Origin of the sequence: Chryseobacterium sp. 1B4, from assembly GCF_036631475.1 — a bacterium.
Classification (GTDB): Bacteria; Bacteroidota; Bacteroidia; order Flavobacteriales; family Weeksellaceae; genus Chryseobacterium.
Window position 1 is genome coordinate 269,649 of record NZ_JAPNUF010000007.1, and the last position, 26,813, is coordinate 296,461.

Annotated in this window: 21 protein-coding genes and 6 pseudogenes; 12 read left to right on the top strand and 15 right to left on the bottom strand. The window is 37.3% G+C overall.

Going from position 1 to position 26,813, the window contains the following annotated elements; genetic code table 11:
- Position 1: 1 nt before the first annotated feature.
- The 4 genes and pseudogenes from OWR28_RS10565 to OWR28_RS10580 all read left to right on the top strand — a co-directional run bounded on the left by OWR28_RS10565 (position 2) and on the right by OWR28_RS10580 (position 3,229).
- Complete coding sequence (locus OWR28_RS10565; protein WP_332386590.1) at positions 2-856, top strand: glycogen/starch synthase; 855 nt, start codon at positions 2-4, stop codon at positions 854-856.
- A gap of 61 nt (positions 857-917) precedes the next feature.
- Positions 918-1,406 carry a glycosyltransferase gene (locus tag OWR28_RS10570; RefSeq protein WP_332387444.1) on the top strand — a complete coding sequence of 163 codons (489 nt, stop codon included), beginning with the start codon at positions 918-920 and terminating at the stop codon, positions 1,404-1,406.
- A 4-nt stretch (positions 1,407-1,410) separates the two neighbouring features.
- The gene (locus tag OWR28_RS10575; RefSeq protein WP_332386591.1) at positions 1,411-1,947 is read left to right on the top strand and encodes an FEKKY domain-containing protein; all 537 of its coding nucleotides are present in this window, start codon (positions 1,411-1,413) and stop codon (positions 1,945-1,947) included.
- 14 nt (positions 1,948-1,961) lie between these two features.
- Positions 1,962-3,229: pseudogene (locus OWR28_RS10580) on the top strand (glucose-1-phosphate adenylyltransferase).
- Between the two features lie 112 nt (positions 3,230-3,341).
- Here OWR28_RS10580 and OWR28_RS10585 read toward each other — a convergent pair.
- Positions 3,342-4,568 carry a S41 family peptidase gene (locus OWR28_RS10585; RefSeq protein ID WP_332386592.1) on the bottom strand — a complete coding sequence of 409 codons (1,227 nt, stop codon included), beginning with the start codon at positions 4,566-4,568 and terminating at the stop codon, positions 3,342-3,344.
- Between the two features lie 49 nt (positions 4,569-4,617).
- The gene (locus OWR28_RS10590; protein ID WP_332386593.1) at positions 4,618-4,800 is read right to left on the bottom strand and encodes a hypothetical protein; all 183 of its coding nucleotides are present in this window, start codon (positions 4,798-4,800) and stop codon (positions 4,618-4,620) included.
- Between the two features lie 156 nt (positions 4,801-4,956).
- On the opposite strand from OWR28_RS10590, the gene OWR28_RS10595 reads away from it, so the two are divergent.
- The 4 genes and pseudogenes from OWR28_RS10595 (at position 4,957) to apaG (ending at position 10,700) form a co-directional block, all read left to right on the top strand.
- Positions 4,957-5,997 carry an SRPBCC domain-containing protein gene (locus OWR28_RS10595; protein WP_332386594.1) on the top strand — a complete coding sequence of 347 codons (1,041 nt, stop codon included), beginning with the start codon at positions 4,957-4,959 and terminating at the stop codon, positions 5,995-5,997.
- Positions 5,998-6,121: 124 nt separating this feature from the next.
- Positions 6,122-8,937: pseudogene (locus OWR28_RS10600) on the top strand (2-oxoglutarate dehydrogenase E1 component).
- 40 nt (positions 8,938-8,977) lie between these two features.
- Positions 8,978-10,231: a 2-oxoglutarate dehydrogenase complex dihydrolipoyllysine-residue succinyltransferase gene (gene odhB / locus OWR28_RS10605; RefSeq protein ID WP_002979077.1), complete on the top strand. Its 1,254-nt coding sequence runs from the start codon at positions 8,978-8,980 to the stop codon at positions 10,229-10,231.
- A gap of 79 nt (positions 10,232-10,310) precedes the next feature.
- A complete protein-coding gene (gene apaG, locus OWR28_RS10610; protein WP_142722880.1) occupies positions 10,311-10,700 on the top strand; it encodes a Co2+/Mg2+ efflux facilitator ApaG/CorD in 390 nt (129 codons plus the stop codon).
- A gap of 48 nt (positions 10,701-10,748) precedes the next feature.
- Here apaG and OWR28_RS10615 read toward each other — a convergent pair whose 3' ends face one another.
- From OWR28_RS10615 to OWR28_RS10625, 3 genes and pseudogenes are all read right to left on the bottom strand, one after another.
- The gene (locus tag OWR28_RS10615; protein ID WP_332386595.1) at positions 10,749-11,303 is read right to left on the bottom strand and encodes a 3'-5' exonuclease; all 555 of its coding nucleotides are present in this window, start codon (positions 11,301-11,303) and stop codon (positions 10,749-10,751) included.
- 199 nt (positions 11,304-11,502) lie between these two features.
- Positions 11,503-12,467 (bottom strand): annotated as a pseudogene (locus OWR28_RS10620) (glycosyltransferase family 2 protein).
- Positions 12,424-13,367: pseudogene (locus OWR28_RS10625) on the bottom strand (lysophospholipid acyltransferase family protein). Before OWR28_RS10625 ends, OWR28_RS10620 begins: the two co-directional pseudogenes overlap by 44 nt.
- 80 nt (positions 13,368-13,447) lie before the next feature.
- On the opposite strand from OWR28_RS10625, the pseudogene OWR28_RS10630 reads away from it, so the two are divergent.
- Positions 13,448-14,016: pseudogene (locus OWR28_RS10630) on the top strand (thioredoxin family protein).
- A gap of 61 nt (positions 14,017-14,077) precedes the next feature.
- Here the strand turns inward: OWR28_RS10630 and OWR28_RS10635 are convergent.
- From OWR28_RS10635 to OWR28_RS10650, 4 genes are all read right to left on the bottom strand, one after another.
- Complete coding sequence (locus OWR28_RS10635; protein ID WP_332386596.1) at positions 14,078-15,337, bottom strand: aldehyde dehydrogenase; 1,260 nt, start codon at positions 15,335-15,337, stop codon at positions 14,078-14,080.
- A gap of 301 nt (positions 15,338-15,638) precedes the next feature.
- On the bottom strand, positions 15,639-17,201 hold the full coding sequence (locus OWR28_RS10640; RefSeq protein ID WP_332386597.1) for an MFS transporter: 1,563 nt from the start codon (positions 17,199-17,201) through the stop codon (positions 15,639-15,641).
- A gap of 307 nt (positions 17,202-17,508) precedes the next feature.
- Entirely contained in the window at positions 17,509-18,462 is a 954-nt protein-coding gene (locus OWR28_RS10645) for an HlyD family secretion protein (protein WP_332386598.1), read from the bottom strand.
- A 96-nt stretch (positions 18,463-18,558) separates the two neighbouring features.
- Positions 18,559-19,815 (bottom strand): TolC family protein, encoded by a 1,257-nt coding sequence (locus OWR28_RS10650; protein ID WP_332386599.1) that lies wholly within the window; start codon positions 19,813-19,815, stop codon positions 18,559-18,561.
- Positions 19,816-20,004: 189 nt separating this feature from the next.
- On the opposite strand from OWR28_RS10650, the gene OWR28_RS10655 reads away from it, so the two are divergent.
- The gene (locus OWR28_RS10655; RefSeq protein WP_332386600.1) at positions 20,005-20,367 is read left to right on the top strand and encodes an AraC family ligand binding domain-containing protein; all 363 of its coding nucleotides are present in this window, start codon (positions 20,005-20,007) and stop codon (positions 20,365-20,367) included.
- A gap of 226 nt (positions 20,368-20,593) precedes the next feature.
- Positions 20,594-20,833, top strand: a complete 240-nt coding sequence (locus tag OWR28_RS10660; protein ID WP_332386601.1) for a helix-turn-helix transcriptional regulator — start codon at positions 20,594-20,596, stop codon at positions 20,831-20,833.
- A 279-nt stretch (positions 20,834-21,112) separates the two neighbouring features.
- Here the strand turns inward: OWR28_RS10660 and rplI are convergent, their stop codons facing one another.
- From rplI to rpsF, 3 genes are all read right to left on the bottom strand, one after another.
- Positions 21,113-21,610: a 50S ribosomal protein L9 gene (gene rplI, locus OWR28_RS10665; protein WP_332386602.1), complete on the bottom strand. Its 498-nt coding sequence runs from the start codon at positions 21,608-21,610 to the stop codon at positions 21,113-21,115.
- A gap of 107 nt (positions 21,611-21,717) precedes the next feature.
- Entirely contained in the window at positions 21,718-22,020 is a 303-nt protein-coding gene (rpsR, locus tag OWR28_RS10670) for a 30S ribosomal protein S18 (RefSeq protein ID WP_002979091.1), read from the bottom strand.
- A gap of 31 nt (positions 22,021-22,051) precedes the next feature.
- On the bottom strand, positions 22,052-22,393 hold the full coding sequence (gene rpsF, locus OWR28_RS10675; RefSeq protein ID WP_002979092.1) for a 30S ribosomal protein S6: 342 nt from the start codon (positions 22,391-22,393) through the stop codon (positions 22,052-22,054).
- A 155-nt stretch (positions 22,394-22,548) separates the two neighbouring features.
- Here rpsF and OWR28_RS10680 point away from each other — a divergent pair, with 155 nt between their 5' ends.
- A complete protein-coding gene (locus OWR28_RS10680; protein WP_332386603.1) occupies positions 22,549-23,151 on the top strand; it encodes a hypothetical protein in 603 nt (200 codons plus the stop codon).
- A 24-nt stretch (positions 23,152-23,175) separates the two neighbouring features.
- Here the strand turns inward: OWR28_RS10680 and OWR28_RS10685 are convergent.
- The 3 genes and pseudogenes from OWR28_RS10685 to OWR28_RS10695 form a co-directional block, all read right to left on the bottom strand.
- Positions 23,176-24,527: pseudogene (locus tag OWR28_RS10685) on the bottom strand (chloride channel protein).
- Positions 24,528-24,569: 42 nt separating this feature from the next.
- The gene (locus OWR28_RS10690; protein ID WP_332386604.1) at positions 24,570-25,190 is read right to left on the bottom strand and encodes a hypothetical protein; all 621 of its coding nucleotides are present in this window, start codon (positions 25,188-25,190) and stop codon (positions 24,570-24,572) included.
- Positions 25,191-25,452: 262 nt separating this feature from the next.
- Positions 25,453-26,766, bottom strand: a complete 1,314-nt coding sequence (locus OWR28_RS10695) for a dihydrolipoamide acetyltransferase family protein (protein WP_332386605.1) — start codon at positions 26,764-26,766, stop codon at positions 25,453-25,455.
- Between the last annotated feature and the right edge of the window lie 47 nt (positions 26,767-26,813).

Here is a 26,813-nt window from a genome sequence, read left to right on the forward strand (position 1 = left end):
AATGGTTGTTTATCATTTAAGTACAGAATGCTATCCTGTTGCAAAAGTTGGTGGCCTGGCAGATGTGGTTGGAGCACTTCCAAAATATCAGAATAAAATAGAAGGAGTAGAAGCGAAGGTGGTAATGCCCTGGTACAACAAATCCTTCGTATATGATCATGAATTTGATATGGTTTTTGACGGGTTTATTCATCAGGGAGCCAATATGCTGCAGGTTCAGGTATTGAAAGAAAAGACAAATGGTCTGGGATTTGAGCTGTATATGGTAAGAATTCCAGGATTATTGGACAGGGACAACCCTTATGGCTACCAGGATGAAAGTTTCCAGTTTCTGGCTTTCCAGCATGGGGTATTACACTGGCTGTCTGCAATGAAAATCCGTCCTGATGTACTGCATTGCCATGATTATCATACCGGCCTGGTTCCTTTTATGGTACAAAACTGTTATGAATTTGAATTCTTAAAAGGAGTAAAAACAATAGGAACGATTCATAATGGTGAATATCAGGGCATGATGAGCTGGACAATGGCACAATATATGCCTTCTTTCGATACATACAAATGGGGACTGATGGATTGGAACGGATTGATGAATCCTCTGGCCAGTATGATTAAATGTGCCCATGCTTTTACCACCGTTTCGGAAGGATATCTGGAGGAACTTTTTATAAGCTTCCGCGGGCTCGAAAGCCTGGTCCGTCAGGAATTCGGAAAAGCATACGGAATCATCAATGGAATTGACACAGAAGTCTGGAATCCGGAAACCGATCCGATGCTGGATTTTAACTTTAACAGTGCGAATGCAGTAGCCCAAAAGAAAAAAATAAAGAAAATCTCTGTAAAGAATATGGATTGAAACCCGAACTTCCTTATTCGCCTTTATCGGAAGATTCGCTACGGAGAAAGGAGCAGATCTGCTGCCGGATGTGGTATGGCGAAGTATCAAGCAGAGTTATGGTGCTTTAAATATCATGATTCTCGGTTCAGGAAATACCTATATTGAGAATAAACTTAAAGAGTACGATTATACCTATACCAATTTTGCATTGGATCTCGGATATAAAGAACATCTTTCCCATAAGATCTACGCATCGGCAGATTTTCTTCTGATGCCTTCCAGGGTAGAACCATGCGGGCTGAATCAGATGTATTCTATGAGATATGGGACGGTTCCTGTGGTAAGATACACAGGAGGGCTTAGAGATACTGTGGAAGATATTTCAACAGGAGGAGCAGGACTGAATTTTACTTATCCGGGTGTAGATGATGTTGTACATGCCATGAACAGGGCAATGGCGATTTACAATCAAAAAGGCGTTATGGAAGATCTTATCCAGGCCAATATGAATTTTGATTTTGCATGGGAGAAATCTGCAGAAAAATACATAGCTTTATATAATAGCTGATATCGTGAAGATTTTCAGTTTTCTTTCCCTGATAATGCTTATGTTGTTTTCCTGTAAAGAAGACAGAGGAAGTTATCATGGAGGTTATTATTGGATCTATGGCTACGGGCTTCCGGCAATAGAAAGGTATGAAGCAATGGCTGGCGTTTCCGAAAAATGGAAAATAAAGCATTACTCTCTCGGTGGTTGTCTGGTAGAACCTGACGAGATGAAAAGAATAGATGCCCTTAATAAAAGGACTTATGCTGCAATAGAAAGAAAATATGGAAAAGGCTGGAGAGAACAGTATCGTAAAGATGTCGATAACTTTGTAATGAAGAGCGCTGATGTAATGGATGTGCTTATTGCAAATCCTACCTTCAGGAATGAGCTTAAAAAATATAATATCGAAATCTATAACCTGGATAAAGAGGTTTCAGTACTGAATGATAAAGATGATTTTCGGGTGACTGTTTATAAAAACGAACTCCAATATGAAAACAAAGAATGCTTTAAAGTAGCAGTAAACACTAAAAACAGAACAGTAAACTTAATAAAATAAAACGCAAGATATTTATGAATCGAAATGTAATCTCTATTGTTTTAGGAGGAGGGAGAGGAACAAGATTATTCCCGTTAACGTATACCAGATCAAAACCGGCTGTTCCTATCGCAGGAAAATACAGACTGGTGGATATTCCTATTTCAAACTGCCTGAACTCAGGACTGAATAAAATTCTGGTGTTAACGCAGTTTAATTCTGCTTCCCTCAATTCGCATATCAAGAATTCTTATCACTTTGATATTTTCAGCAAAGGCTTTGTCGATATTCTTGCAGCCGAACAGAATGTGGAAAATGACAGCTGGTATCAGGGAACTGCTGACGCTGTACGCCAGTCTATGAAGCACCTTGAAAAATATGATTATGACTATATCCTTATTCTTTCAGGAGATCAGCTCTACCAGATGGATTTCAGGGAAATGCTGGATTTCCATATTGAAAACGGAGGAGACCTTACTATTGCTACCATTCCCGTCAATGCAAAAGATGCTACAGGTTTTGGTATCTTAAAGTCCGACGATGAAGGGAATATTACCTCTTTCCATGAAAAGCCCGGTTATGATATGCTGGAAGGCATGAAATCTGAAGTTTCAGATGAGAATAAACATGCAGGAAAAGAGTTCCTTGCTTCTATGGGAATCTATATTTTCACGAAAAATATCCTTAAAAGATGTTTGAAGAAGGGGCAGGCGATGATTTCGGAAAAGATATCATTCCAAGTTCCATCGGGAAATACAAAACATTAAGCTATCAGTATGAAGGCTACTGGACAGATATCGGAACCATAGAATCTTTCTACGAAGCCAATCTTGACCTTTGTCTTGATTTGCCGCAGTTTAACCTTTTCTCTTCATCACCGATTTATACCAGAGCAAGAATGCTTCCGCCGTCAAAAATCAACGGTTCATATGTAAGTAAAGCTGTTTTTGGAGATGGATGTATCATTATGGCAGATAAAATTGAAAATTCCGTGATCGGAAACAGAACCAGAATTGATAAAGGAAGTACCATCGTGAATTCCTATGTTATGGGAGCTGATTTCTACCAGAATACGACAGAAATTGTCATCAATGACAGAGGAGGACGTCCGAATATGGGAATCGGAAAATACTGCTATATTGAAAAAGCAATCCTTGATAAAAACTGTTATATCGGCGACAATGTTAAAATCATCGGCGGAAAACATATTCCGGATGGAGATTATGGAACTTATTCTGTTCAGGATGGGATTGTAGTCGTGAAGAAAGGCGCTGTTATTGCTCCGGGAACACATATAGGATAACAATGGTGAATAAGAGAGTGCAGGTATAAATTTCTCTTATTAAATCATACACCTTATAATAAGTAAATGAAAAAGAAACCTAAACAGGTTTCTTTTTTTGTTTATCATGATTTTATTTAGAAAATAAGGTCAATGAATACTCCAGTTCCGGATCTTTGTGTTCTTTTAATGACTGTAAGAAAAATTGGGTGTTCACCGTATGATCAGGAATTACGCCCTTACAGTTAGCAACGGTCTCCTTATCATCACTGTTGAAAAATATTTCCGTTCTGGGAATAGAAATAGTGGACTTGGTATGAGGAAGTCTGTACGTAAGAAACCATGCTGCAGTCGTAAAATTGCTGCAGGATCCCGTTTCCTTTCCTACAATTGCACCTCTTTTTTCACTTTGAAATAGAGAGGCAAAATAGGTGGCCGCAGAAAAAGTACGGTTGTTGATCAATAATACAGTTTTTCCGTCAAAAAATGCGCCGTCTCTGGGATAGCTTTTTATATACGTATTATCCAGTCTTGAGTTTCCAAAATAATAATCTCCTTTTTCTGCTTTGTCAAACCGCTGTCTCATGAAATTATTCTGGTCGGCAATATCCTTATCAGAATAATAACGGTTGGTCTGGGGATCTACCAGATAATCGTTGTAATTGATGTCAACAACCTTAGTCCCGTATTTGTATTCATTATTGAATGTTTTATCTTTAGCAATGAAAGAATAAAGCAGAGGAACATTACTGATGGCTCCTCCCGCGTTGTTCCGGATATCCAGAATAAGTTTTTTAATTTTCAGATCTTTTATTTCCTGGAAATATTTCTTTAACCTTTCATAAAAAAAGCTTTCATCATAAGAAAACGATTTCACAGATAAATAGTAAGTATCAGAATCAATTGGATAACCATAAATTCCAGCGTTTTCTGAAATCAGATCAACAGGCAATACAGAATGCCTGCTTTCATAATAGAATCTTGGATATCTAATACCTTTCACTTTCATGGTTTTCTGTTCCCCGCCGGATGTTTTGTATCGTAAGGAGAAATCATTCGTACGGGTTTTTAAAATAAACGGAATATAAAAAGACACATCTATATCTTCCACTTTGATATTTCCGTCTGCTGCTTTAGGAACGGCCTGTAAAAGTTCTTGAGAACTTATACCATTAATTTCCATAATCTCACTGCCTACTTCAATAGCGTAAGGATTTGAACCGTTCACAAACAGCTGTCCATTCTGTACATAAGTCTGCAAAGGGAAAAAATGGAGAGAACTTAAAATATTTTCAAAATAATTGGAATCTGCACTGAAGGAACTGTGTCCGTCCCCAATGATTCTTGTAGGATTGTTCATAAGCAGGCTGATATAGCCTGGATTTTTTTAACAATATTACGGAGAGAATCTATTTTTTGGCAATAATTTCCTTGCTGTGGAATCTGTAAGGATTTGGGTGCTGCTTCTGAATGATGTCAACTGCAATATCAAAGTCTTTCAGGTATCCATCCTGTGGAATTTCAGAAATTGAATATTGGGAAAATACAACTGATGATAACAAAACCAATGGAAATGTACATAACTTCTTCATAAAAATAAAATTAGGTCGTTCCAAAAAACAATATGCATACCATACATACCACAGATTATTTGATATTAATCATTAAATCAATATTTTTTAATACATTATTTTTTTCAAAACTATCTGTATATTGTTCACTCTTTTTATTTGTATTATTTTTGTGCGATGCGTATTTTTAAAATCTTAGCGGTAATTATTATCCTTTTGGGAGGAGCTTATGCTGCTTCCATGTATTATTTTGTGGACGAAAGTAAAAACTTCACGATTGAAAAAGAGATTGATTATCCTGTGGATAAGGTTTTTGCCCAGTTTAATAACCTTCAGAATTTTACAAGATGGAATAATTTTTTTACCAGCTCACCCTCTATAGATATTGATTATTATACGCCATACGAAGGACAGGGAAGTGCCATCAGCTATGTTGACCCTAAAAATGATACTGACGGAGAAATGTTCATCAGATATGAGAACCTTAATAAAACCCTGAAATATCAGCTTTTTGAGGATGAAAATGAAAATCCGACGCTGGTTGATGTTAAATTTAAGCCCGTTTCTGCAGAAAAAACAAAAATTATCTGGTACGTACATACCCCGAAACTGCCTGTCTGGAAAAGAGTGGAAAACTTCTGGACGGAGGACCGTTTTGCTGAAAATATCAACAAAAGTATGGTGAATCTTAAAAACTCTTTAGGGAATAAAGTGGAAAAAGACAACCAGATGGCAGCAATAAAATACGACAGTTTAATGGTGGAAAATGAAGAAAGCAAATTGTTGCTGGGGATTAATGTGAGTACTTCAAATAAGAAAGACGCGCTTTACAAAAATATCGTGATGAACTATAATAAAGTTTATAATTTCGTAACGATGGACCTTGGAAAAAGAGATGATGAATTCGGATATCCGATCCTGATCACTGATGCGGATAATTTCAAAGACAAAGAGGTTTCTTATTTCCTAGGAATTCCGCTTTCTAAGAAAATCGGAGTATCTGACAATAACTTCAATTTTAGGACCGTAAATCCGTCGCAAAATTATGTAATTTACTACAAAGGGAACTACGAGGGGCGAATTCGGGCAATTCAACAGCTCATTCAGAAAGCCAAAAAAGACGAGATGCGCTTCGGAGATATCTGCCAGACCTTTATTGAACGTCCGATGGATGGACAAGAGGTGAACGTTAAGCTCTCATTATCAGTATATAAGTAATTTATTTTTAATTTATTTTTTCTTAAGTTTTTTTAACGGTTTCAGACTGTTCTAAGTCGGTTTTTTTATTAAATTTGAAGATTAATTCTACAAATAAATTTTAATAAATAGATAAACTGTAATAATGGACAGATTTTCATTCCTAAACGCAGCTCATTCTCAGTTAATTGAGGATTTATACCAACAGTACTTAAAATTCCCGGACTCCCTAGAACCATCATGGAAAGCTTTCTTTCAAGGCTTCGATTTCGCTTTGGAGAACTACGGAGATGACGATAACACTCAATTTATTCAGGCTTCGGCCAGCGCTGCTCCGGCAGTACAACAACAGATTTCTCAGGCAGTATCCAACGGAGAAGTTCCTGAGCATATCAAGAAAGAATTTAAAGTAGTAAACCTTATTGAGGCTTACAGAACGAGAGGACACCTTTTTACAAAAACTAACCCGGTTAGAGAAAGAAGACACTATACCCCTACTTTAGACATCGAAAATTTCGGTCTTTCTAAAGAAGATTTAAATACAAAATTCAACTGTGCTGTAGAAACAGGAATGAAAGAGCCGTCAACTCTGGCAGATTTGATCAAGCACCTTGAAAACATCTACTGTGATTCAATCGGAGTAGAATACATGCACATCAATAACGTTGAAGAAAAAGATTTCATCAAAAGATGGCTTCAGGTCAATGAAAATCATCCAAACCTTTCTGCAAACGAAAAAACAGAAATCTTATTAAAATTAAATCAGGCGGTAGCTTTTGAAAACTACCTTCACACAAAATTTGTAGGACAAAAAGATTCTCGTTAGAAGGAGGTGAAACATTAATCCCTGCTTTGGACCAGCTGATCTCAAGATCTTCTCAGTTAGGAGTAGATGAAGTGGTGTTGGGTATGGCTCACAGAGGAAGACTGAATGTTCTTACCAATATTTTCGGAAAATCTTACAAGCAGATCTTCTCAGAATTTGAAGGGAAAGAATTCGAAGAAGATGTATTCTCCGGTGACGTTAAATATCACTTGGGATCATCTAAAAAGATCAAAACAGCTTCCGGGGAAGAAGTATGTATCAACCTTACTCCGAACCCGTCTCACCTTGAAACGGTTGCTGCCCTTGTAGAAGGTATCTGCCGTGCAAAAGTAGATGATAAATACAAAGATTACTCTAAAGTATTGCCAATCATCATCCACGGTGACGGTGCTATTGCAGGACAAGGGATTGCTTACGAAGTTGCTCAGATGATGACTCTTGAAGGGTACAGAACAGGAGGTACTGTTCATATCGTTGTTAATAACCAGGTTTCATTTACAACCAACTACATGGACGCAAGATCTTCAACATACTGTACAGACATTGCGAAAGTTACAGAATCTCCTGTAATGCACGTAAATGCTGATGATGCTGAAGCGGTTGTTCATGCGATCCATTTTGCTGCTGATTTCAGAGCGAAATTCGGTAAAGATGTTTATATCGACCTTTTAGGATACAGAAAATATGGTCACAACGAAGGGGATGAGCCAAGATTCACTCAGCCTAACTTATATAAAACGATCTCAAAACACCCGAATCCAAGAGAAATTTATAAAGACAAATTACTGAAAGACAGTGTTACTTCCAACGATGTGATCGCTAAAATGGAAACGGAATTCAAGGCTCTTTTAGATAAAGATTTTGATGCTTCCAAAGAGATTGAGAAAAACGTTATGGACGTGTTCATGGCTGAAGATTGGGTAAACTATCCGATTGGAAAAAGAGGAGCCGTTCAGTTGCCGGTAGATACAAAATATGACCTGGCAAAGCTGAAAGAACTGGCAATTAAAATGTCAACACTTCCGGCAGACAAAAAGTTCATCAATAAAATTACAAGGCTTTTCGAAAACCGTATCAAAGCTATTGAAGGAAATTCATTAGACTGGGCGTTAGGAGAGTGGTTAGCTTATGCAACACTTCTTGTAGAAGGTCACAATGTAAGAATCTCAGGAGAAGATGTGGAAAGAGGTACGTTCTCTCACAGACACGCTGTAGTAAAAACTGAAGATACAGAAGAAGAATATATCCCGTTAAGACATGTATCTGAAAACAGATTTGATGTATTTAACTCTCACCTTTCAGAATATGGTGTTTTAGGTTTCGACTACGGATATGCAATGGCGTCTCCAAATACATTAACCATCTGGGAAGCTCAGTTCGGGGATTTCGTGAACGGTGCCCAGATTATTGTAGACCAGTATCTGGCCGCTGCCGAAGAAAAATGGAAAATCCAGGACGGATTGGTAATGTTATTGCCTCACGGTTCAGAAGGACAGGGAGCCGAGCACTCTTCAGCAAGATTGGAGAGATTCCTTACCCTTTGTGCTAATGAGAACATGGTGGTAGCCAATATTACTTCACCTGCCAACTACTTCCACTTATTGAGAAGACAGTTGAAATGGCCTTTCAGAAAACCATTGGTAGTAATGAGCCCTAAATCTCTGTTGAGACATCCTAAAGTGGTTTCTCCGCTTGAAGATTTTGCAAACGGTGCATTCCAGCCGGTATTAGATGACCCGACTGCAGATCCTAAAAAAGTAGAAAAATTAGTTCTTTGTTCAGGTAAACTGTACTTCGAATTATTAGCGAAGAAAGAAGAGCTGAACTGTGAAAATATTGCATTGGTAAGATTCGAACAGTTATATCCGCTTCAGACAGATGCTATTGAAGCCATCTTCAGCAAATATGAAAACAGAAAACAATTGGTGTGGGCTCAGGAAGAACCTGAAAACATGGGGGCATGGTCTTATATCCTGAGAAACTTCAGAGATACGGGAATCCAGGTAGTTGCTCCGGTACCAAGCGGTGCACCAGCTCCAGGTAGCCACAAAATGTTTGAGAAAAACCAAAATGCAGTGATCAACAGAGTTTTCGACAGAGACGATGCTCCTGCAAAAAGACCAGTAACAGCTTAATTTAAAATAATAATCAATTAAAAAATAAAAAATACTCGATATGTCAGTTTTAGAAATGAAAGTTCCTTCACCGGGCGAATCAATTACAGAAGTTGAAATTGCAACTTGGCTTGTAAAAGATGGTGATTATGTAGAAAAAGATCAACCTATCGCCGAAGTGGATTCAGATAAAGCAACTCTTGAATTGCCTGCAGAACAAAGTGGTGTAATCACTTTAAAAGCAGAAGAAGGTGATGTAGTACAAGTAGGTCAGGTAGTTTGTTTAATTGATATGGATGCTAAAAAGCCGGAAGGTGCTGCACCTGCTGCTGAAGCACCAAAACAGGAAGAGGCTCCGAAAGCTGCTGAACCTGCTAAACAGGAAGCTCCAAAACCTGCTGCTCCGGTAGCTGCACCACAAACTTACGCAACAGGAGCTCCATCTCCGGCTGCTAAAAAAATCCTTGACGAAAAAGGAATGGATGCTGCACAGGTTTCAGGAACAGGAAGAGACGGAAGAATTACTAAAACTGATGCTGAATTAGCGGCAGTACCTGCATTAGGAGGTAGCCCTCTTACTGCAACAGGTTCAAGATCTACTACCACAACTAAACTTTCAGTTTTAAGAAGAAAAATCGCTCAGAGATTAGTTTCTGTGAAGAATGAAACAGCGATGTTAACTACTTTCAATGAAGTTGACATGTCTGAAATCTTCAGATTAAGAAAACAATATAAAGAAGAATTTGCTCAAAAACACGGCGTTGGACTTGGTTTCATGTCCTTCTTCACAAAGGCTGTTACAAGAGCATTACAAATGTATCCGGATGTAAATGCATCTATTGATGGTGATTTCAAAGTAAACTATGATTTCTGTGATATTTCAATTGCAGTTTCAGGTCCTAAAGGATTAATGGTTCCTGTATTGAGAAATGCAGAAAACATGTCTTTCAGCGCTGTAGAAGCAAACATCAAAGATCTTGCTACAAAAGTAAGAGACGGTAAAATTACTGTTGATGAAATGACTGGTGGTACTTTCACGATTACAAACGGTGGTACTTTCGGATCTATGATGTCTACACCAATCATTAACCCTCCGCAATCTGCAATCCTTGGAATGCACAATATCATCCAGAGACCGGTTGCTGTTGACGGGCAGGTAGTAATCAGACCAATGATGTATGTAGCCATGTCTTATGACCACAGAATTATCGACGGAAAAGAGTCTGTAGGATTCCTTGTAGCGGTAAAAGAAGCGATCGACAATCCTGTTGGAATCTTAATGGGAGGTGACGAAAGAAAAGGTCTTGGATTATAGTTTTAACAGAATTATAACATAAATATACAATCTCGCCTAAAAAAGGCGAGATTTTTGTATCTATTAAGAAAATGCTACAATGATGTTTTCAAAAATGACTTCCAATATCAAAGTTTCAGTAATACCTGAATATGATAGTAAAAACAGTTATCCATCCGAAAACCGTTACGTTTTTAAATACAGTATCACGATAGAAAATGACGGAAGCTTTCCTATCAAAGTGCTGAAAAGAAAATGGTTGATTTTTGATGTAGGATTTGGATATACAGAAATTATAGGAGATGGGGTAATCGGCCTTACTCCTGAGATAGGAACCAGCGAAAATTTCGCTTATTTTTCCAATGTAATGCTTCGTTCCGGAGTAGGCAATATGAGCGGGAAATACCTGGTTAAAAACATGGAGACACAGGAAACTTTTGAGATTGATATTCCAAAATTCAATCTGCTGTCTGAAGTGTTGAGTAATTAATGATTTATCAATTGCAGGCTAAGAACCCGGGTTCAGTAGTCTGTAATATTAAAGTCTTTTGATCTTTGCTTTCATATAATCATGTACTTCATCATTACTGGTGAGGAAGAGTTTTTCAAATGCCAGCAAAGAAATTTTAGCACATACTTCGGCATCAGCTCCTGCTCTGTGGTGGGTAAAATCAATCTTATGATATTCAGCTAAAGGTTTCAGTCCGTATTTCGGGAGATAATTCCATGATTTTTTGGCAAGCTGGATACTGCACAAATAATTCAGTTTAGGGGTAAACATTCCGTAATGTTCCAGACAGCCTCTTAAAACAGAAGCATCAAAACCTGCATTATGAGCAATCATAAGACTTCCGTACATCATATCCTGAGCCTCATACCATATTTCATCAAAAGTCGGAGCGTCTTTCACATCTTCCGGCTGAATTCCATGCACTGCAATATTGAATTTACTGAAATAAGGAAAGCTTGGCGGTTTAATCAGCCATGTTTTCGTTTCAACAATCCTGGAGTCCTGTACCACGCAAATCCCCATCTCACAAGCTGAACTTTTCTCGTGAGTGGCCGTTTCAAAATCTATAGCACAGAAATCCATTGTTTTAAATTATAATTTGTTGATCGTTGCTAGCTGTTTTTTGTTGCTGTTTTTATAGTTTAATGTTCAAGGTTTTTGGGTTTGAAGTTTAAGGGTAATTGAAGTTATGAATTTTTATCATATAAACTTTAGTTCATAAGAAATGGTAATTTTCCCCAACCCTGTAACCTGCAACCTGTAACCTATCATCTGCCCTCTATCACCTCTTTCCCAAAAAGTGTTTAAAAATAAGCCATTTTGATTGATAGAAATTCTTCTTCTGATGCCTTTGACGAAGTTTCCAGGTTCCGGAAAGTTGGGCGTAAAAACCAAAATGAGCTCTTAAGACAGCCCAAAGATGTGGAAAGCCCTGTTTTAATCCAAAATAAATTCCTGCAATACCATCCAGACATAATCTGAAAAATATCAGGAAGATCAATTGAGGAAAAGGAAGATTTTTAAACATCATAGAAAGGTTATTCCTCATGTTTAAATAAGTCTTCTGTGCACTCTGCTTGTTGAGCGTTCCACCACCTACATGGTAAACTTTGGATTTCCCGGTATAATAAATCTTTTTCCTGAATTGATCAATCTCCAGCAAAGATCAATTTCTTCCTGATGGGCAAAAAATCTCGCATCAAAACCGTTCTGTTCCCAGAAATCTTCTGAACGTATAAAAAAGCAGCATCCTGAAGCCCAGAAAATCTCTGCTTCATCATTGTATTGTCCTTTATCCTCCTCAAGATCATCGAAAACCCTGCCCCTGCAATACGGATACCCTAGGTTATCTATCAATCCGCCTGCAGCCCCTGCAAATTCGAAATAACTTCTATTGTGATAGGATAAAATTTTGGGCTGTACAGCTGAAATAGAAGAGGTGTTTTCCAATAATTCCAACACAGGTTCTGTCCAGTTCTCGGTAACCTCCACATCAGAATTAAGAAGACAGTAATATTCGTTTTTGATGGCTTTCAACCCTTCATTATAACCGCCTGCAAAACCATAATTTTTATCGTTTTTAACAATCTGTACTGTGGGGAAATTCTTTTCTAGAAATTCAATTGAATCATCCGTAGAAAGATTGTCTATAACATAAATATCGGCATTCTGAGAAAATTGAACTACTCCAGGAAGAAATTGTTCAAGCCAATTCCTGCCGTTCCAGTTTAAGATGGCAACTGCCAGTTTTTCTGCATGTCAATCTATTTTTTTCAGAATCAAAATTTTTGATAGAGTCCTGATATTTCCATTTTCTGTGTGACCAAAGATAATTGTCCGGATGTTTGTGCAATGTGTTTTCCAGCAATTTATGGAACTTTCTAACCACTTCATTTTCTGTAAACTTTTCCCCATCCGGGTATATTCTGTGATAATTAACCTGATAATAACCACGCTTTACCTTTTTCATTTCACAATAGATGAAAACAAGGTCCATTCTTGTGGCAAGCTTGTCATAGCCTATGAAAGCAGGAGTACGCTGATTCAAAAACTCTAATCCATACGTAATATGAGCGTGATGGGGGTTTGATCAGCCACAAACATATATGCAGAATCTCCGTTGTTTTTAGATCTGAAAATATTAAGAATCACTTCATTGGCTTCCAGTGCTTCATTTCCGAATTTATTCCGGACTTTTTTCATCTGGTTTTCCCAGAAGTCACTGTTTACTTTTCTGTATACAGGGTGGCAGTGAGCCTGGGGGATAATTTTCGCCAGTGCATTAATCCATTCCCAATTGAAAACATGGCCTGCCAGTAAAATGATATTTTTACCCTCCTCTTTGGCTTCGTGAAATAAATGCTGGTTGATATGCTGCATTCTCACTCTGGATTCTGTTTCCGAAATGCTGAATGATTTAATGGTTTCTACCAGATAATCAGAAAAATTGAGGTAGAATTTTTTCCGGATCTCCTTGATTTCTTCTTCAGACTTATCAGGGAAAGACTTTTTCAGGTTTTGTGTAATAACCTCTTTTCTGTATCCAACTATATGATAGTTCAGGAAAAAGATGACGTCCGAAAAAATATATAATATTTTAAGCGGAAGCTTGGAAATCAGATATAATATTTTGATCAGAAAATTCATAAAACACGCAAATTTAGTGATAATAAAATTATGGTTCTATTTTTGCAGGGGGATATGTAGTATTTTTTTATTTTTATGCTATGAAAAAATTGACATTGTTAGCTTTTCTGGGATTAAGTGCAGTAGCTTTTTCACAAAATATAAAGAGCGAACCTGATAACGGAAAAGAAAAAACAGCTTTAATAGTACCTGCCGATCAGGCAGAACTTGAAGCTAAGAAAAAGCGGCTGAAGAAAAGGCAAAGCTGCCTAAGCCTTATGATCCGAAAGCTGATGCTCAGGCGGATATTAATAAATTAGTTGCTCAGGCTAAAAAAGAAGGTAAAAATATTATGATACAGGCTGGTGGTAACTGGTGTATCTGGTGTCTTCGTTTTAATAATTTTGTGCAGACAACTCCTGAACTGAAGGAAATTGTAGATAAAAACTATTTATACTATCACCTGAATTATTCTCCTGATAATAAGAATGAGAAAGTTTTTGCTCAATATGGAAATCCGGGTGAGAAATTTGGATATCCTGTATTTATTATTTTAGATAAAAATGGAAAAATGATCAAAGTTCAACAAAGTGATGTATTAGAAGAAGGAAAAGGATATAGTAAAGATAAAGTAAAAGAATTCTTTAATATGTGGATTCCAAAAGGATAAATGAAAAAGCTGCTCGTTAGCAGCTTTTTCATTTAGAATTTTAAAAGTTTTCTAATCCAGATTAATTTTTTTCTGAATAGGGCGGATATTTGATATTTGGTTCACCCCATGTGGATTTTTCAAGAATGGCTTTTTGATGTGAAAACGTTTCAAAACCATACTTCCCGTGGTAATTTCCTATACCGGAACTTCCTACGCCTCCGAATGGCAGATTATCATTGCTCAGATGCATCACAGTATCATTGATACAACCTCCTCCGAAAGAAAGTTTCCGTGTAAAGATTTCTTTTTCTTCAGAATTATTGGTGAAAAGATAGGCTGCCAATGGCTTTTCAAGCTCTGAAATAGTGTTCAGAACTGCATTATAGCTTTGAAAACTGATGACCGGCAGAAGGGGACCGAAAATTTCTTCCTGCATGATGTCATCATTCCAGTCGATATGATTCAGAATAGTAGGTTCGATGTATAATTTTTCTTCATCAGAATCTCCTCCGTAATAGATTTTTTCTTTATCAATAAGGCGTATAAGGCGCCGGAAATTTCTTTGGTTAATAATTCTTGTGTATTGTTCGGAATCCGGTTCATATTGAAACTCTTTGATATATTTCCTGAGCATTTCCAGAAACTGTTCCTGAATGGTTTCTTCTATCAGCAGGTAATCCGGAGCTACACAGGTTTGACCGGCATTTAGGAACTTTCCCCATACGATTCTTTTGGCTGCTGTTTCCAGATCGGCATCTTTGGTAACAATGACCGGAGATTTTCCGCCCAATTCAAGCGTTACAGGAGTAAGATGTTCTGCCGCTGCTTTATAGATAATCTTTCCGACTTTCGTGCTTCCGGTGAAAAATATTTTGTCAAATGTTAATGTTAAAAGAGCTGTCGTTTCTTCAATACCTCCTTCGTACACATAAAGATATTCAGAAGGGAAGTTTTCATTGATGAGTGAAGCCATTGCTTTCATTGTATTTTCAGCAATTTCACTGGGTTTAAGGATACAGCAGTTTCCGGCCGCCATTGCAGCAATAACGGGAGAAAGAGATAGCTGATAAGGATAATTCCACGCTCCGATTACCAGCACACAGCCAAGCGGGTCCTTATAAATTTTACTGTTTCCGAGCTGATTCACAAGGTTGGTCCTAACTTTTTGGGGTTTTGAAAGAGCTTTTAAATTACTGATATAATAATCAATATCATTCAGGATGAAAGATAATTCTGTAGTGAACGTATCAAATTTAGATTTGCCAAAATCCTTGTTAATAGCTTCACAGAGCATATTCTCATTTGAGATGATAAGTTTTTTAAGCTTTTCGAGGTACATTTTCCGGAAGGCAAGCCCCTTGGTTTGCTGTGTTTTAAAAAATCTCTCTGGCTCAGTAAAATTTTTTCAATTTCCATTCTTAAGCTTTTTATTAATTGCTGGTTGAAAAGCAACAATAAACCGGCCAAAATGCATAGGCCGGGAAATTACTCTTGGTTGTTTGAAGAACGATGGTTAATTGATAAGAATTTATCATCTTTAGCTTAATTAAAAAGCCTTTATTAATCTAAATCTCACGCAAAGCTTGCAAAGGATTTGATTAAAAATAAATTATGATCTTTCAATTTTCCGTCTCTTTCCTTTACATAATATTCCGTACTGCTATTCTTACCGGATGGTAAAGCAATAAGCCAATTGCAGTAACAAGGGCCAGCCAGAACAGTCCTGTGAAAATTTCCATATTGGAAAGGAGGATGGATTGAGCTGTTATTTTAGCTTTAAAAGCCCCGGCTGTTACAGAAAGAGAATCATTCACCGGAAGCCTGGAAACCGCATTTCCGAAAATCTGGTTCCACTGGCTGTAAAAAACGGGATTGGTATCTGTAAGATGAGCACTGAGTGCGTCAGAATGTTTTAACGTTAAAAATAACATCAGGTTCTGCATCAGCGCATATCCGATAGCGGTGGTCCAGAAGCGGGTTGTTGTCCCCAACGCTGTAGCATTGGAAACATATTCTTCCTTAGTTCCTGAAATCAAAAAGAAAACAAGTGGCGTAAATAATAATCCCTGAGCTGTTCCCTGCAGGAATAGGGGCGGACAGATCGTGGAAAGAGTAGTGTCAGGATAAAAAGTATAGGTAAACCATGCACAGTCAATGGCCAGCAGAAGAAATCCTGTAAAGAAAACAATTCTTGAAGATACTCCGCGAACCAGACAAATCCCCGATAATATGATTCCCAGAAGTGTACCGGCAACATTCCAGTATTGAATGTTCACAATATAGTCCCAGGGCCATTTCCATACGGTAGCCATAATGCTGTAAACATTATTCAGTCCCGAACGGATCAGGTAAAAAATAAAAAACAGGACCATTCCGGCAATGACGTTTTTGGAACTGAAAACTTCAAAATGGAACAGAGGTCTTCTGGAGTTTCTCTGTTTAAGCATAAATAATCCGCCTGAAAGGAGAAATATAAAGAGACACATCATAATGGTATCGGATTCAAACCACATAAGCCTTTTACCATAGATAATTGCATAACCGCCTGCCTGCAGAGAAACCCAAAGCAAAAACCAGCTGGTAATATCCAACTGATACAAAGGCTTTTTAGGAAAGAATCTGTTTTTGTTGAACAGTGCAATACCAATAATCAGTACAAATACATGAAAGTAGACCATCATCAGGATCATATGCCGGAAATCATAATTCTCAATACTTGATTTCAGCAGGGAAGTGGTGATGGTTCCTCCCGTCAGCATAATCGTATACATAAAGAGATAAGCTAAAACTTTGGCGTGTTTTGTTTTTAATTCTGCAATGATTAAAGGAAGGAAAATAGCACCTTCCAGCAGCCCGAAAATACCTTCCAGAAATCTGATTACCAAAATAACATGATAGTCATGGGTTACTGACAGAACATAAAGAATGATCACGGAAATGGAAGCCATCAGCAGCACATAATATTTCACGCTGAAATAAGCCATAAACCGTTGTAAAACTAAAAGGGTAACCACGAATGTCCCATACATCAAAATCATTAAATACTGGATGTCATCTGAATCTACATCCATAAAAGAAGATGTGAAGGCGCTGTTCGAATGTAAAAGCGACAACAACATCAGGTGGGGAAACAATGCCAATATGAGAAGAGGCAGCTTCAGCCATTGTGGTACCCATTTATGATAAACTGAATTGTGTTGCATAATTTTTTTAAAACAAAAGGGCAAAAAGCGAAAAACATGAATTGCAAAATTGCGGTTAAATGTAATCAGGACCATCAATGATTTTGCTCTGCCTTGTTAATTGTTTAGTCTGTTTAAAAAATGCGAAAAGACAAAAGGGCAAGGTGTAAAGTAAAAGGTAAAATGGCAAATATGCTTAAGAAAAATTCACAGATTCGCTATTTGCAGTTCTGCCTTTTCGCAAAAAATAATGTAATTGTAAAGTCTGAAATGTGGTAATGTTAAAATGATGTTGTACTCTAATACTCTAAAACCCTAACACTCACACTCACATCTTCTTCGCGCTCACCAGAACATTCATTCCGGAAAGCAGCTTTTCGTTGTCTTTGTTGTTATCAAGGATAATTTTTACCGGAAATCTCTGTTCAATTTTTACAAAGTTTCCAGTTGCATTATCCGGTTTTACCAAGGAAAACTGAGAACCTGAAGCTGGAGACACGGAAAGTATTTTTCCTTTAAATTCAACATCAGGATAAGCGTCTGCTGTGATAGTCACTTCCTGGCTCTGGTCAATCTGTCCAAGCTGTGTTTCTTTATAATTGGCTATGATCCATTTCTCCTTGCTTACAATCTGGACCAAAGCCTGACCTTCTTTAATCAGTTGACCTTCCTGAATGGTTTTCTTTCCCACCCATCCGTCATAAGGAGCTGTAATCACCGTATAGGAAAGGTATAGCTTAGCATTATTAAGGCTTGCAGAACTCTGCTGGATCTGGCTTTTAACTGGAGCAACCTTTGTCTGTTGTTCACTGGCTCCGGCTCTTACTGCATTTTTTTGCTGTTCCAATGCCAGAAGATTGGCTTTTGACTGTTCATAGGAAGCTTTTACATTTTCAAATTCCTGTTCCGTTGCTGCGTCTTCTGCCAGAAGGTTTTTATATCTTTTATAATCCTGTTCCGTTCTCCATATATCAATTTTTGCAGACGCAATTTTAGCATCAATGATCTTTGTATCACTTTCTCTGGTATTGACTCCGCTTTCAATAGTGCTGATGGTTGCTGTATTGGCATGAAGGCTGGCTTCTGCCATCTGTACCTGGTTCAGGAACTCCCTGTTGTCTATGATGATTAAAGTGTCACCCTTATGGACAAACTGGTTTTCATTAAACTTTATTGTTTTGATAAACCCTGATACTTTGCTGGAAACAGGAGTAATATATTGCTCGATCTGCGCATCATTTGTAGTAACATTTTTTCTTGAAAAAAGATAAAAGCTGACCATCCCTGTAATTCCGCTGATAATCAGGATCCAGGCCAGTAAAGTAATGGACTTGTTAATTCTTTTTTCTTTGTGTCAGTTGTTTCTGTGCCATAGTTTTTATAAGTTTCCAATCGTATATTGGAGTTGGTAATATTTAAGTTGTCGGTTTATTTTTACGGAAATAAGATTAGATTCAGCTTCCAGATAAGCATTGTCCGCATCTATCAGTTCGGTGATAAGACTAAGCTTATTGGCGTATTTTGTTCTTACAATACGGTAGTTTTCTTTGGCCTGCTGAATGGCTTCTTCAGCAATTTTAACTTTCTGGTCCGTTTCTTCAAACTTTTTATACGCTTCGTATACATTGTGTCTGATGTTCTCTTCATTTTCCTCGATCTGAAGTTTGGCAAGATCAATATTTTCTCTGGCTTCCTGCATTTTATACTTATTCTTGTACAGGCTTTCAATAGGATAGGTAAGATTTACCCCAACCATTCCCAAACGGTAAGCATAGGGTTCAGGTGGGAAGAACATCATATTCGGATATTTTAAAAAATATTCTCCGCCAGCGGTGATTTTAGGTAAATAATTAGCTTTGGTAATTTTCTGATCCAGTTCCTTCAGTGAAAGATTTTTATGGGTAATTTCAACAGATTCATTTTTGCTCAATGCGGTTTCAGTGAGTTCATCAACATAAGGAATTGAAGCATTATCTGAAATCAGATCTTCTGTATCAGCGTGCATTTCCTGGCTTTCCGGAAGAGAAAGAATTGTTTTTAGTTTGTGTTCTGCAATCTGAATATCATTATCCAGTTCCGTCCAACTCATTGTATGATTGGAAAGCTGCAGTGAAGTTCTTAAAACCTCATTTACTGTCACAACGCCATTAGCTTTCAAAGCTTTTACCTGTCTGATGTTAACGGAATCTTCTTTCATTTTATCATTAATAAGACTTTGCTGCTCCTTTAAATGATGAATCTGCAGGAAAGCAGTAATGATTTCCATTTTAAGCTGTCTTTCATCAAGATGGGTTTTCAAAGCTGAAATTTCAGTATCAATACCCGCTTTCTTTTCTGTGTTCTTGATTTTGCCACCCATATATACAGGAATAGAAGCAGATAATGTAAAGTCGTACATACCATTGATGACATCATATTGGGTTGCTTTGTTAAATACGCCATTCTGATGCTGGAACAGGTTGGTAACCTGATTGTAGCTGGTGTGAAACTCAATATCCGGAAGTTTCTCCATTTTGAGATCTTTCTCTTTGGTCACGGACATTTCCTGTTTCAGATGACTGATCTGTATATTTTTATTGTTTTTCAAACCAATTTCTATAGCTTGCTGTAAGCCAAGATGCTGGTAGTCTATCATCTGTGATTGTAAAAAACTGCTCAATAATAAGCACAACGCTATGCACAGATACCGGCATGCGTTAAATATGATATTCATAAATTAATTAAAGGATTTTTGCTGAAAATGATTTTGATGCAGCAAAGTTACGACGTCATGCATAGTACCCGATTTGTGAAAACAGAAAAAGATTTGCTCATTTGAGCCAAATTGAAAATTCTTCCATACCTTTATGCTATGAACGACAGTCATTTTAAAGCGGTAGAAGAGGATGATGCGGAATTTTATGTCTATCACGTCCTCACAGGTAACGTAACCACGGAGATTCATTATCACAGTTCTGCACAATTGGTTTATGCAGAAGGCGGTATTGTGCATGTTTTTACTGATCAGAAGCACTGGTACCTTCCTGCCAGATGTTTTATGTGGATTCCTGCCGGAACTCCCCATTATATTTTCTCTACCAGTCCCAAGGTGGATTTATATAATTTTTATTTCAAAAAGAAGAAAATGAAAGTGGCTTTTTTGATGAAATCAATATTTATTCTGTCAATAATCTCCTTCGCGAGATGATTTTCTACACTAAAGACTGGGATGGGAAAATCACAAAGAATGATCACTCTAAATATTATTTTCTCAAAGCACTCAAAGGAGTTTTACAGGAAAAAAGCACAAGCATCTGGCGTTTCCCATACAACATCCCTTCCCCAAAGATGAAACACTCCTGAAGGTTGCAAGATACATTCATGCTAACCTTGAGAAGCCCCTTACGATTGAATCTACGGCTAAAGAATTCGGAATGAGCACAAGAACCCTTTCAAGGAAATTTAAAGAGATTCTGGGCATGAATTACGTTCGCTTTCTACGCGCATTACGAATTACCCGTTCCCTTGAACTGATGCTGGAAGGAAAATATAATATGTACGAAATTGCTATGATGGTAGGCTACAACAGCCTGTCGTCATTCAGTAATATTTTCAAGAAAGTTATTGGTATTGCTCCTACGGAATATCAGCATAAACTGAGAGGGGATAAGTAGAGTGGGAGCGTTGGAGGGTTTGAGATCCTGTGATATGGATTCGTTTATAGTGCAGGAAAAATTCCTTACCTGTTTTTTACATGTAAGGTTGTGACACCGTTAATTTAACGAGTAATATCAGTTAATATTTCCTGAATTCCCCTTCCCTGAAGGGGTGGATTTTTGCAAGCAAAAAGACGGGGTAGTTAAGAATCGCCCAATCAATAATTATCATACAAATAAAAAAACCACCTCAATAAATTGAAGTGGTTTATATTGTGAGAAATTCTCAGTCGCTTATTAAGCTTCTTCAGTTTTAGCTTCTTCTTTTTTAGGAGCTGCCTCAACCGGAGCATCAGATACGATATCAAACTCGTAGTTGTACTCAACATTTCTGTGAAGTCTGATAAGAGCTGCGAATTTACCAGTTCTCTTAATCGTGTTACCAGGAATTTTGATGTATTTTTTCTCTACAGAAACACCAGCTTTTTCTAAAGCAGCAGATAGATCAGCATTGTTGATAGATCCGAATAGTTTATCACCAGCACCTACTTTTGCAGGAATAGTGATAGGCGTTTTCTTCAATTGCTCAACTACAGCGTTAGCAGCAGCGATTAATTTAGCTTCTTCTTCTTTTCTAGCTTCTAATGTAGCTTCTAAAGCAGCTTTGTTTTTAGGGGTAGCTAAAAGTGCAAATCCTTGAGGGATTAAGAAGTTTCTAGCATAACCTGGCTTTACATTTACTGTATCAAACTCAAGTCCTAAGTTTTCTACGTCTTTTTTTAGGATAATTTCCATTGTTGTTGTCCTTTTTTAGATTTTAGTAGTCTAAAATCAAGTTAGAATTAATGATGTATTCAGCAACAAAAGAAGAGGTTGCCCTCTTCTTTTATTTATTTTTTGTCTTATTTCAATAAGTCAGCTACGTATGGTAGTAATGCAAGGTGTCTTGCTCTTTTGATAGCAGCAGAAACTTTTCTTTGGTATTTTAAAGAAGTTCCGGTGTATCTTCTTGGTAAAATTTTACCTTGCTCGTTTACGAATTGTAATAAGAAATCAGCATCTTTGTAGTCAACGTGCTTAATTCCGTATTTTTTGAATCTACAATATTTCTTTTCAGATTTTGTATTGATATCAAGTGGAGTAAGGAATTTTACTTCTGATTCTCCTCCTGCTGAGGCTTGTTTAGCCATTTCATCTATTGCCATGTCTTGTCTTTTTTAAAAATAGGGTTAATAATTAAGCTTTAGCTGCTTTTACTTTAGCTCTTCTTGTTACAGCGTACTCAACAGCGTGTTTGTCAAGTTTTGTAGTAAGGTAACGGATTACTCTTTCGTCACGTTTGAATGCCAATTCTAAGTCAGCTACTACAGAACCTTCTCCTTTAAATTCGATTAAAGTGTAGAACCCATTCTTTTTCAATTGAATAGGGTAAGCCAATTTTTTTAATCCCCAGTTTTCTTTAGCAACGATTTCGCAGTTCTTTTCTTTGATTAGATCTTCGAATTTTTTCACTGCTTCCTCCACCTGTGCATCAGATAGAACGGGAGTTAAAATGAAAACAGTTTCGTAATTGTTCATAATGTTAAAAAATTTGTTAATTATTTCGAGGTGCAAAAGTAGAAAATATATTTCTTATATACAAGAGAATGGAGGAAATAGTTGGAAGTTACTGGTCAGATAATAAACATGAAATCTTATTTTTGTATTTTAGTGATCTGAAAAACTTTTAATTAATGAAAACTGAATTGTATCTCCTGCCACTATTATTAATGGGCACTGTTGGCTATTCCCAGGACAAAATTTCCATGAAAAACGGAACTTCGCTAGATGTTAAGCTTGTCGAAATCGGGACCTCAAATATCACCTATAAAGAATTGGATAATTTGGATGGGCCTACTCATTCTTTAGATAAGTCGAAAATATATAAAGTCACTTACAGTAATGGTAAAATAGATATTCTGGGAAAATTTCAAAGTGCTGATGAAGTAAAAAGTTTTATAGCAAATAAAATTAGTGAATACGGGGTGGATCGTGATAATGGTATGCTGAGGCTTACCGCTGAATTTGAAGGAAATAATATTAAAATAAATTCTGTCAGCAATAAAGGCCGTATTTATCATGAAGATAAGTATTGGTGGGACTTAAGTAGAGTCGTAGAATTTCATAATATTTCAAGAAGAAATAATGGTGCCGTATTTTTGAATATAGTGACCTATAAAAATAGAAAATCAAAAACAGAATTGGATAAATTGGTCATTAAGATGGTTGATTATGAAGCAGCAGTTGCATTATTAGATGCATTTAAAGATTTAAATCTTATGCTGAAAGAGAACTAAAAGATTAATTAATTTAATTGGATTTTAATCTTTCTCTCTCAATTCCGCCAGAAAATTCACCTTCAAAACATCATACAGGGAATGTCTGCTTACTAATATGGAAGCAATAGAGGATACCATTCCGGCAAGCATCAGATGGAATATTAATGAATGTCTGTCGGTCATTTCCAGAACAATAATTGCTGAAGTAAACGGCGCTCTGGTAATTCCTGTAAGAAAAGCAACCATTCCGGCCAGGACCACAACATTCGTTTCATTAGGTGTCAAATGAATAGCTCCTGAAATCACGGAACCTATACTGGCTCCTGCAGTAAGGGCCGGAGCAAAAATTCCACCTGCACCTCCGGAAGTAAAGGAAAGGGCAGGGCCAAGCATTCTTAAAACAGGAACATACCAGTCTTCATGTTTGTCTTTGGTAAAAAGGACCCGCTCCATGATTTCTTTTCCCGAACCCAGAATCTCTCTGTTGATGAAATAAGCAATCGAGGCAATAATTAATGCACAAATTACCAGAAATATCACATTCGCCTTATCTGTTTTCAGTTTTTTCTTTTTCCAGCCGTTAATTTTAAGCATGATGACCGAGAGCTGACTGGCCAGTATGCCTGCCGTTGCGGCAACAAGAATGATCGGGAACATCACCGTTAAAGAAACGTCATTGGTTTTCGGATATCCCAGGTATAGATAAGATCCAGCCAGTGTCTGTGCAGTAAGCCCCGCAATAATTACTGCCGTAAACAATGCTGTTTTAAAGTAATTGATATGGGTTTTTGACAATTCCTCTACTGCAAAAACTATTCCTCCCAGCGGGGTGTTAAATGCTGCCGCAAGTCCCGCTGCTGCTCCTGTCATAATCATGTTTTTCTTGGAAATCTTAGGCCACCATTCAGGAAGGTATTCATTGACTTTTCTGAAAACAGATCCTGCAATCTGAATTGTTGGCCCTTCACGTCCCACAGCACCCCCTCCGATTACCAGGATAACGGAAGACAGGATTTTGAAAAAATAATCTTAAGGCTAAGAAGGTTCCTGATTTTCCGGTGTTCTTTAGGATTGGCAAGCTCTACAGCTGCCATCACCTGCGGAATACCGCTTCCTTTGGCATTCGGAGCAAATTCTTTGACGAGCCACCATGAAAGAACAAATCCGATGGGAGCAATAATGAAAATCATCCAGGCATGCCAGTCAAAAATGAAATTCATCAGATGTTCGCCCCATGCAAATACCTGCGCATACATCACCGCAAAAAAACCTGTGATCACAGACCCGATCCAAAAGGGAATCGCCTGAAGCAGGTTATGCTTCAGCTGTTCGTTCCGGATATTGTCGAAGGAATTTTTGAGGGATTTCCGTATCAGGATGAAAATTTTCAGCATTTGCAGGTTTTGAGGGATGAATTTACGGTAAAATTTTGGAAATTATATTTCGTTTAAAAACTTTGAAATCATTTCAGCATTTTCAGCCGTAAGAATATCAGGTATACCAAAGCTTAAAATGCTGTTTCTGACTTCAAGCTTAAAGCCTTCATCAGGGAAGTTTTTTATCATTTCTTTTCTTTGTGTGGTCAGAAAACTCATGGTTTTAAATGAATCACTTCCCACAACATAAAAATCTTTAAAGTCATGATCTTTAAAATTAATGGTAAAACGGCTGAAGATTCCTGCAATCCTATCCATTAACTTCTTTTTATTAATGGAAATATATCCAAAGTCTTCTTCTAGGTTTTTGAGTCCCCAAAGCTGTATCGTGTCATATTTACGATCTAAACGTCCGCCTTTGGAATTTATCCCCACTTTGCTGACGATAAAAAGATAGAAAGGGGTATTGTTCACATCCTTTACCAGATAACAGATGCGTGGAATGAATAACGGATACATATCAAAAGAGCTGAACTGTTCGTAAGGAGACTCTTTAATATCAATAACTGAAATATCATAAGATAGAGAAAGCAGATCATAGATTTCAGTAATGAGCTTTTCATCCTGTTCCGTGAAATCAAAAAACCTTGTAACATCATATTTCCTGTAATCCGGATCCATTTTCTTATATATTATTTGTTTAAAAATAATGCTAATAAATTTAATTTCCAAAAACTTATTATAATATAAGATTGAATTTGGATTATTATTGTTTTGGTATGTAAATTTAAACTTTATTGATTATTTAATAATGATTTTATTTATTGTTTGTTCTTTTGGAATTTACTGGGCTTACCTAAATTAAAAACAAAAAAACCTCCGATTAAATCGAAGGTTTTGTATTTAAAATCTGCAAACTTACTTATTGCTGATTAGTCATTACTTATATTTCTGTGTTCAGATCCCAGTTTTCAAGGTAATCGTGAACATGCTTCAGCATCATTCCTCCCAAAGAACCGTCTACTACTCTGTGGTCATAAGAGTGAGACATGAACATCAGGTTTCTGATGGCGATTACATCACCGTCAGCGGTTTCAAGAACTGCAGGCTTCTTAACAATAGCTCCGATGGCTAAAATAGCTACCTGAGGCTGAGGAATAATCGGGGTTCCCATAAGGTTTCCAAAACTTCCCACGTTAGAGATTGTATACGTTGCACCTTGAGTGTCTTCTGGTCTTAATTTCTTGTTTCTTGCTCTGTACGCCAGGTCATTGATTGCTTTTGCAAGACCTGAAAGAGAAAGCTGATCAGCATTTTTAATTACAGGAACAATAAGGTTTCCGTCCGGAAGGGCAGTCGCCATACCAATGTTGATATTTTTCTTTTTGATGATGTTATCACCATTTACAGAAACGTTGATCATTGGGAAATCCTGAATTGCCTTCACTACAGCTTTTACGAAAATAGGCATGAAAGTAAGTTTTTCACCTTCGCGTTTTTCGAATGCTGCTTTGTTCTTATTTCTCCATTTTACAACGTTGGTAACGTCAGTTTCAATGAAAGAGGTTACGTGTGGAGCAATTTGTTTTGCTTTCACCATGTTTTCAGCGATGATCTTTCTCATTCTGTCCATTGGAATGATCTCATCACCTGCATGTACCGGAACCGTAGCTGCAGGAGCAGATACTGATACTGCCGGTTGTGGGGTAGAAGCTGCCTGTACAGGAGCGGCCTGCTGAGCCGGCTGATTTCCTCTGTTGGCAACGTAAGCTAATATATCTTCTTTTGTAATTCTTCCTTCCAAACCGCTTCCTTTGATGGATTTCAGTTCCGTTTCAGAAATATTTTCCTGTTGTGCGATAGATTTTACGAGTGGAGAGAGATAAAGATCTCCAGAGAATTCTACGTTTGAAGCAGCTGCTGTCTGCAAAGGCTGTTCAATCGTTTTTAAAGTTTCAGCATCCGGAGCAGCCGCCGGAGTTTCAGTTTTTGCTTCTTCTGAAGCTGTGCCTTCTCCTTCAATTTCTAAAATAGCAATGGCTTCACCTACTTTTGCAACTTCATCTTTTTGCTTTAAAATTTTCACGATTTTCCCCGAAACTGGTGTCGGAACGTCTGAATCTACTTTATCTGTTGCAATTTCTACTACGGAGTCATCCTCCTTTACGTTATCACCCTCATTGAATAACCAAGTGATAATTGTCGCTTCCATAACACCTTCTCCCATGGAAGGAAGCAATAATTTGTATTCTGCCATTTTTGATTTTTAGATTTTGACAAATATATAAAAAATCGGTTTTTTTA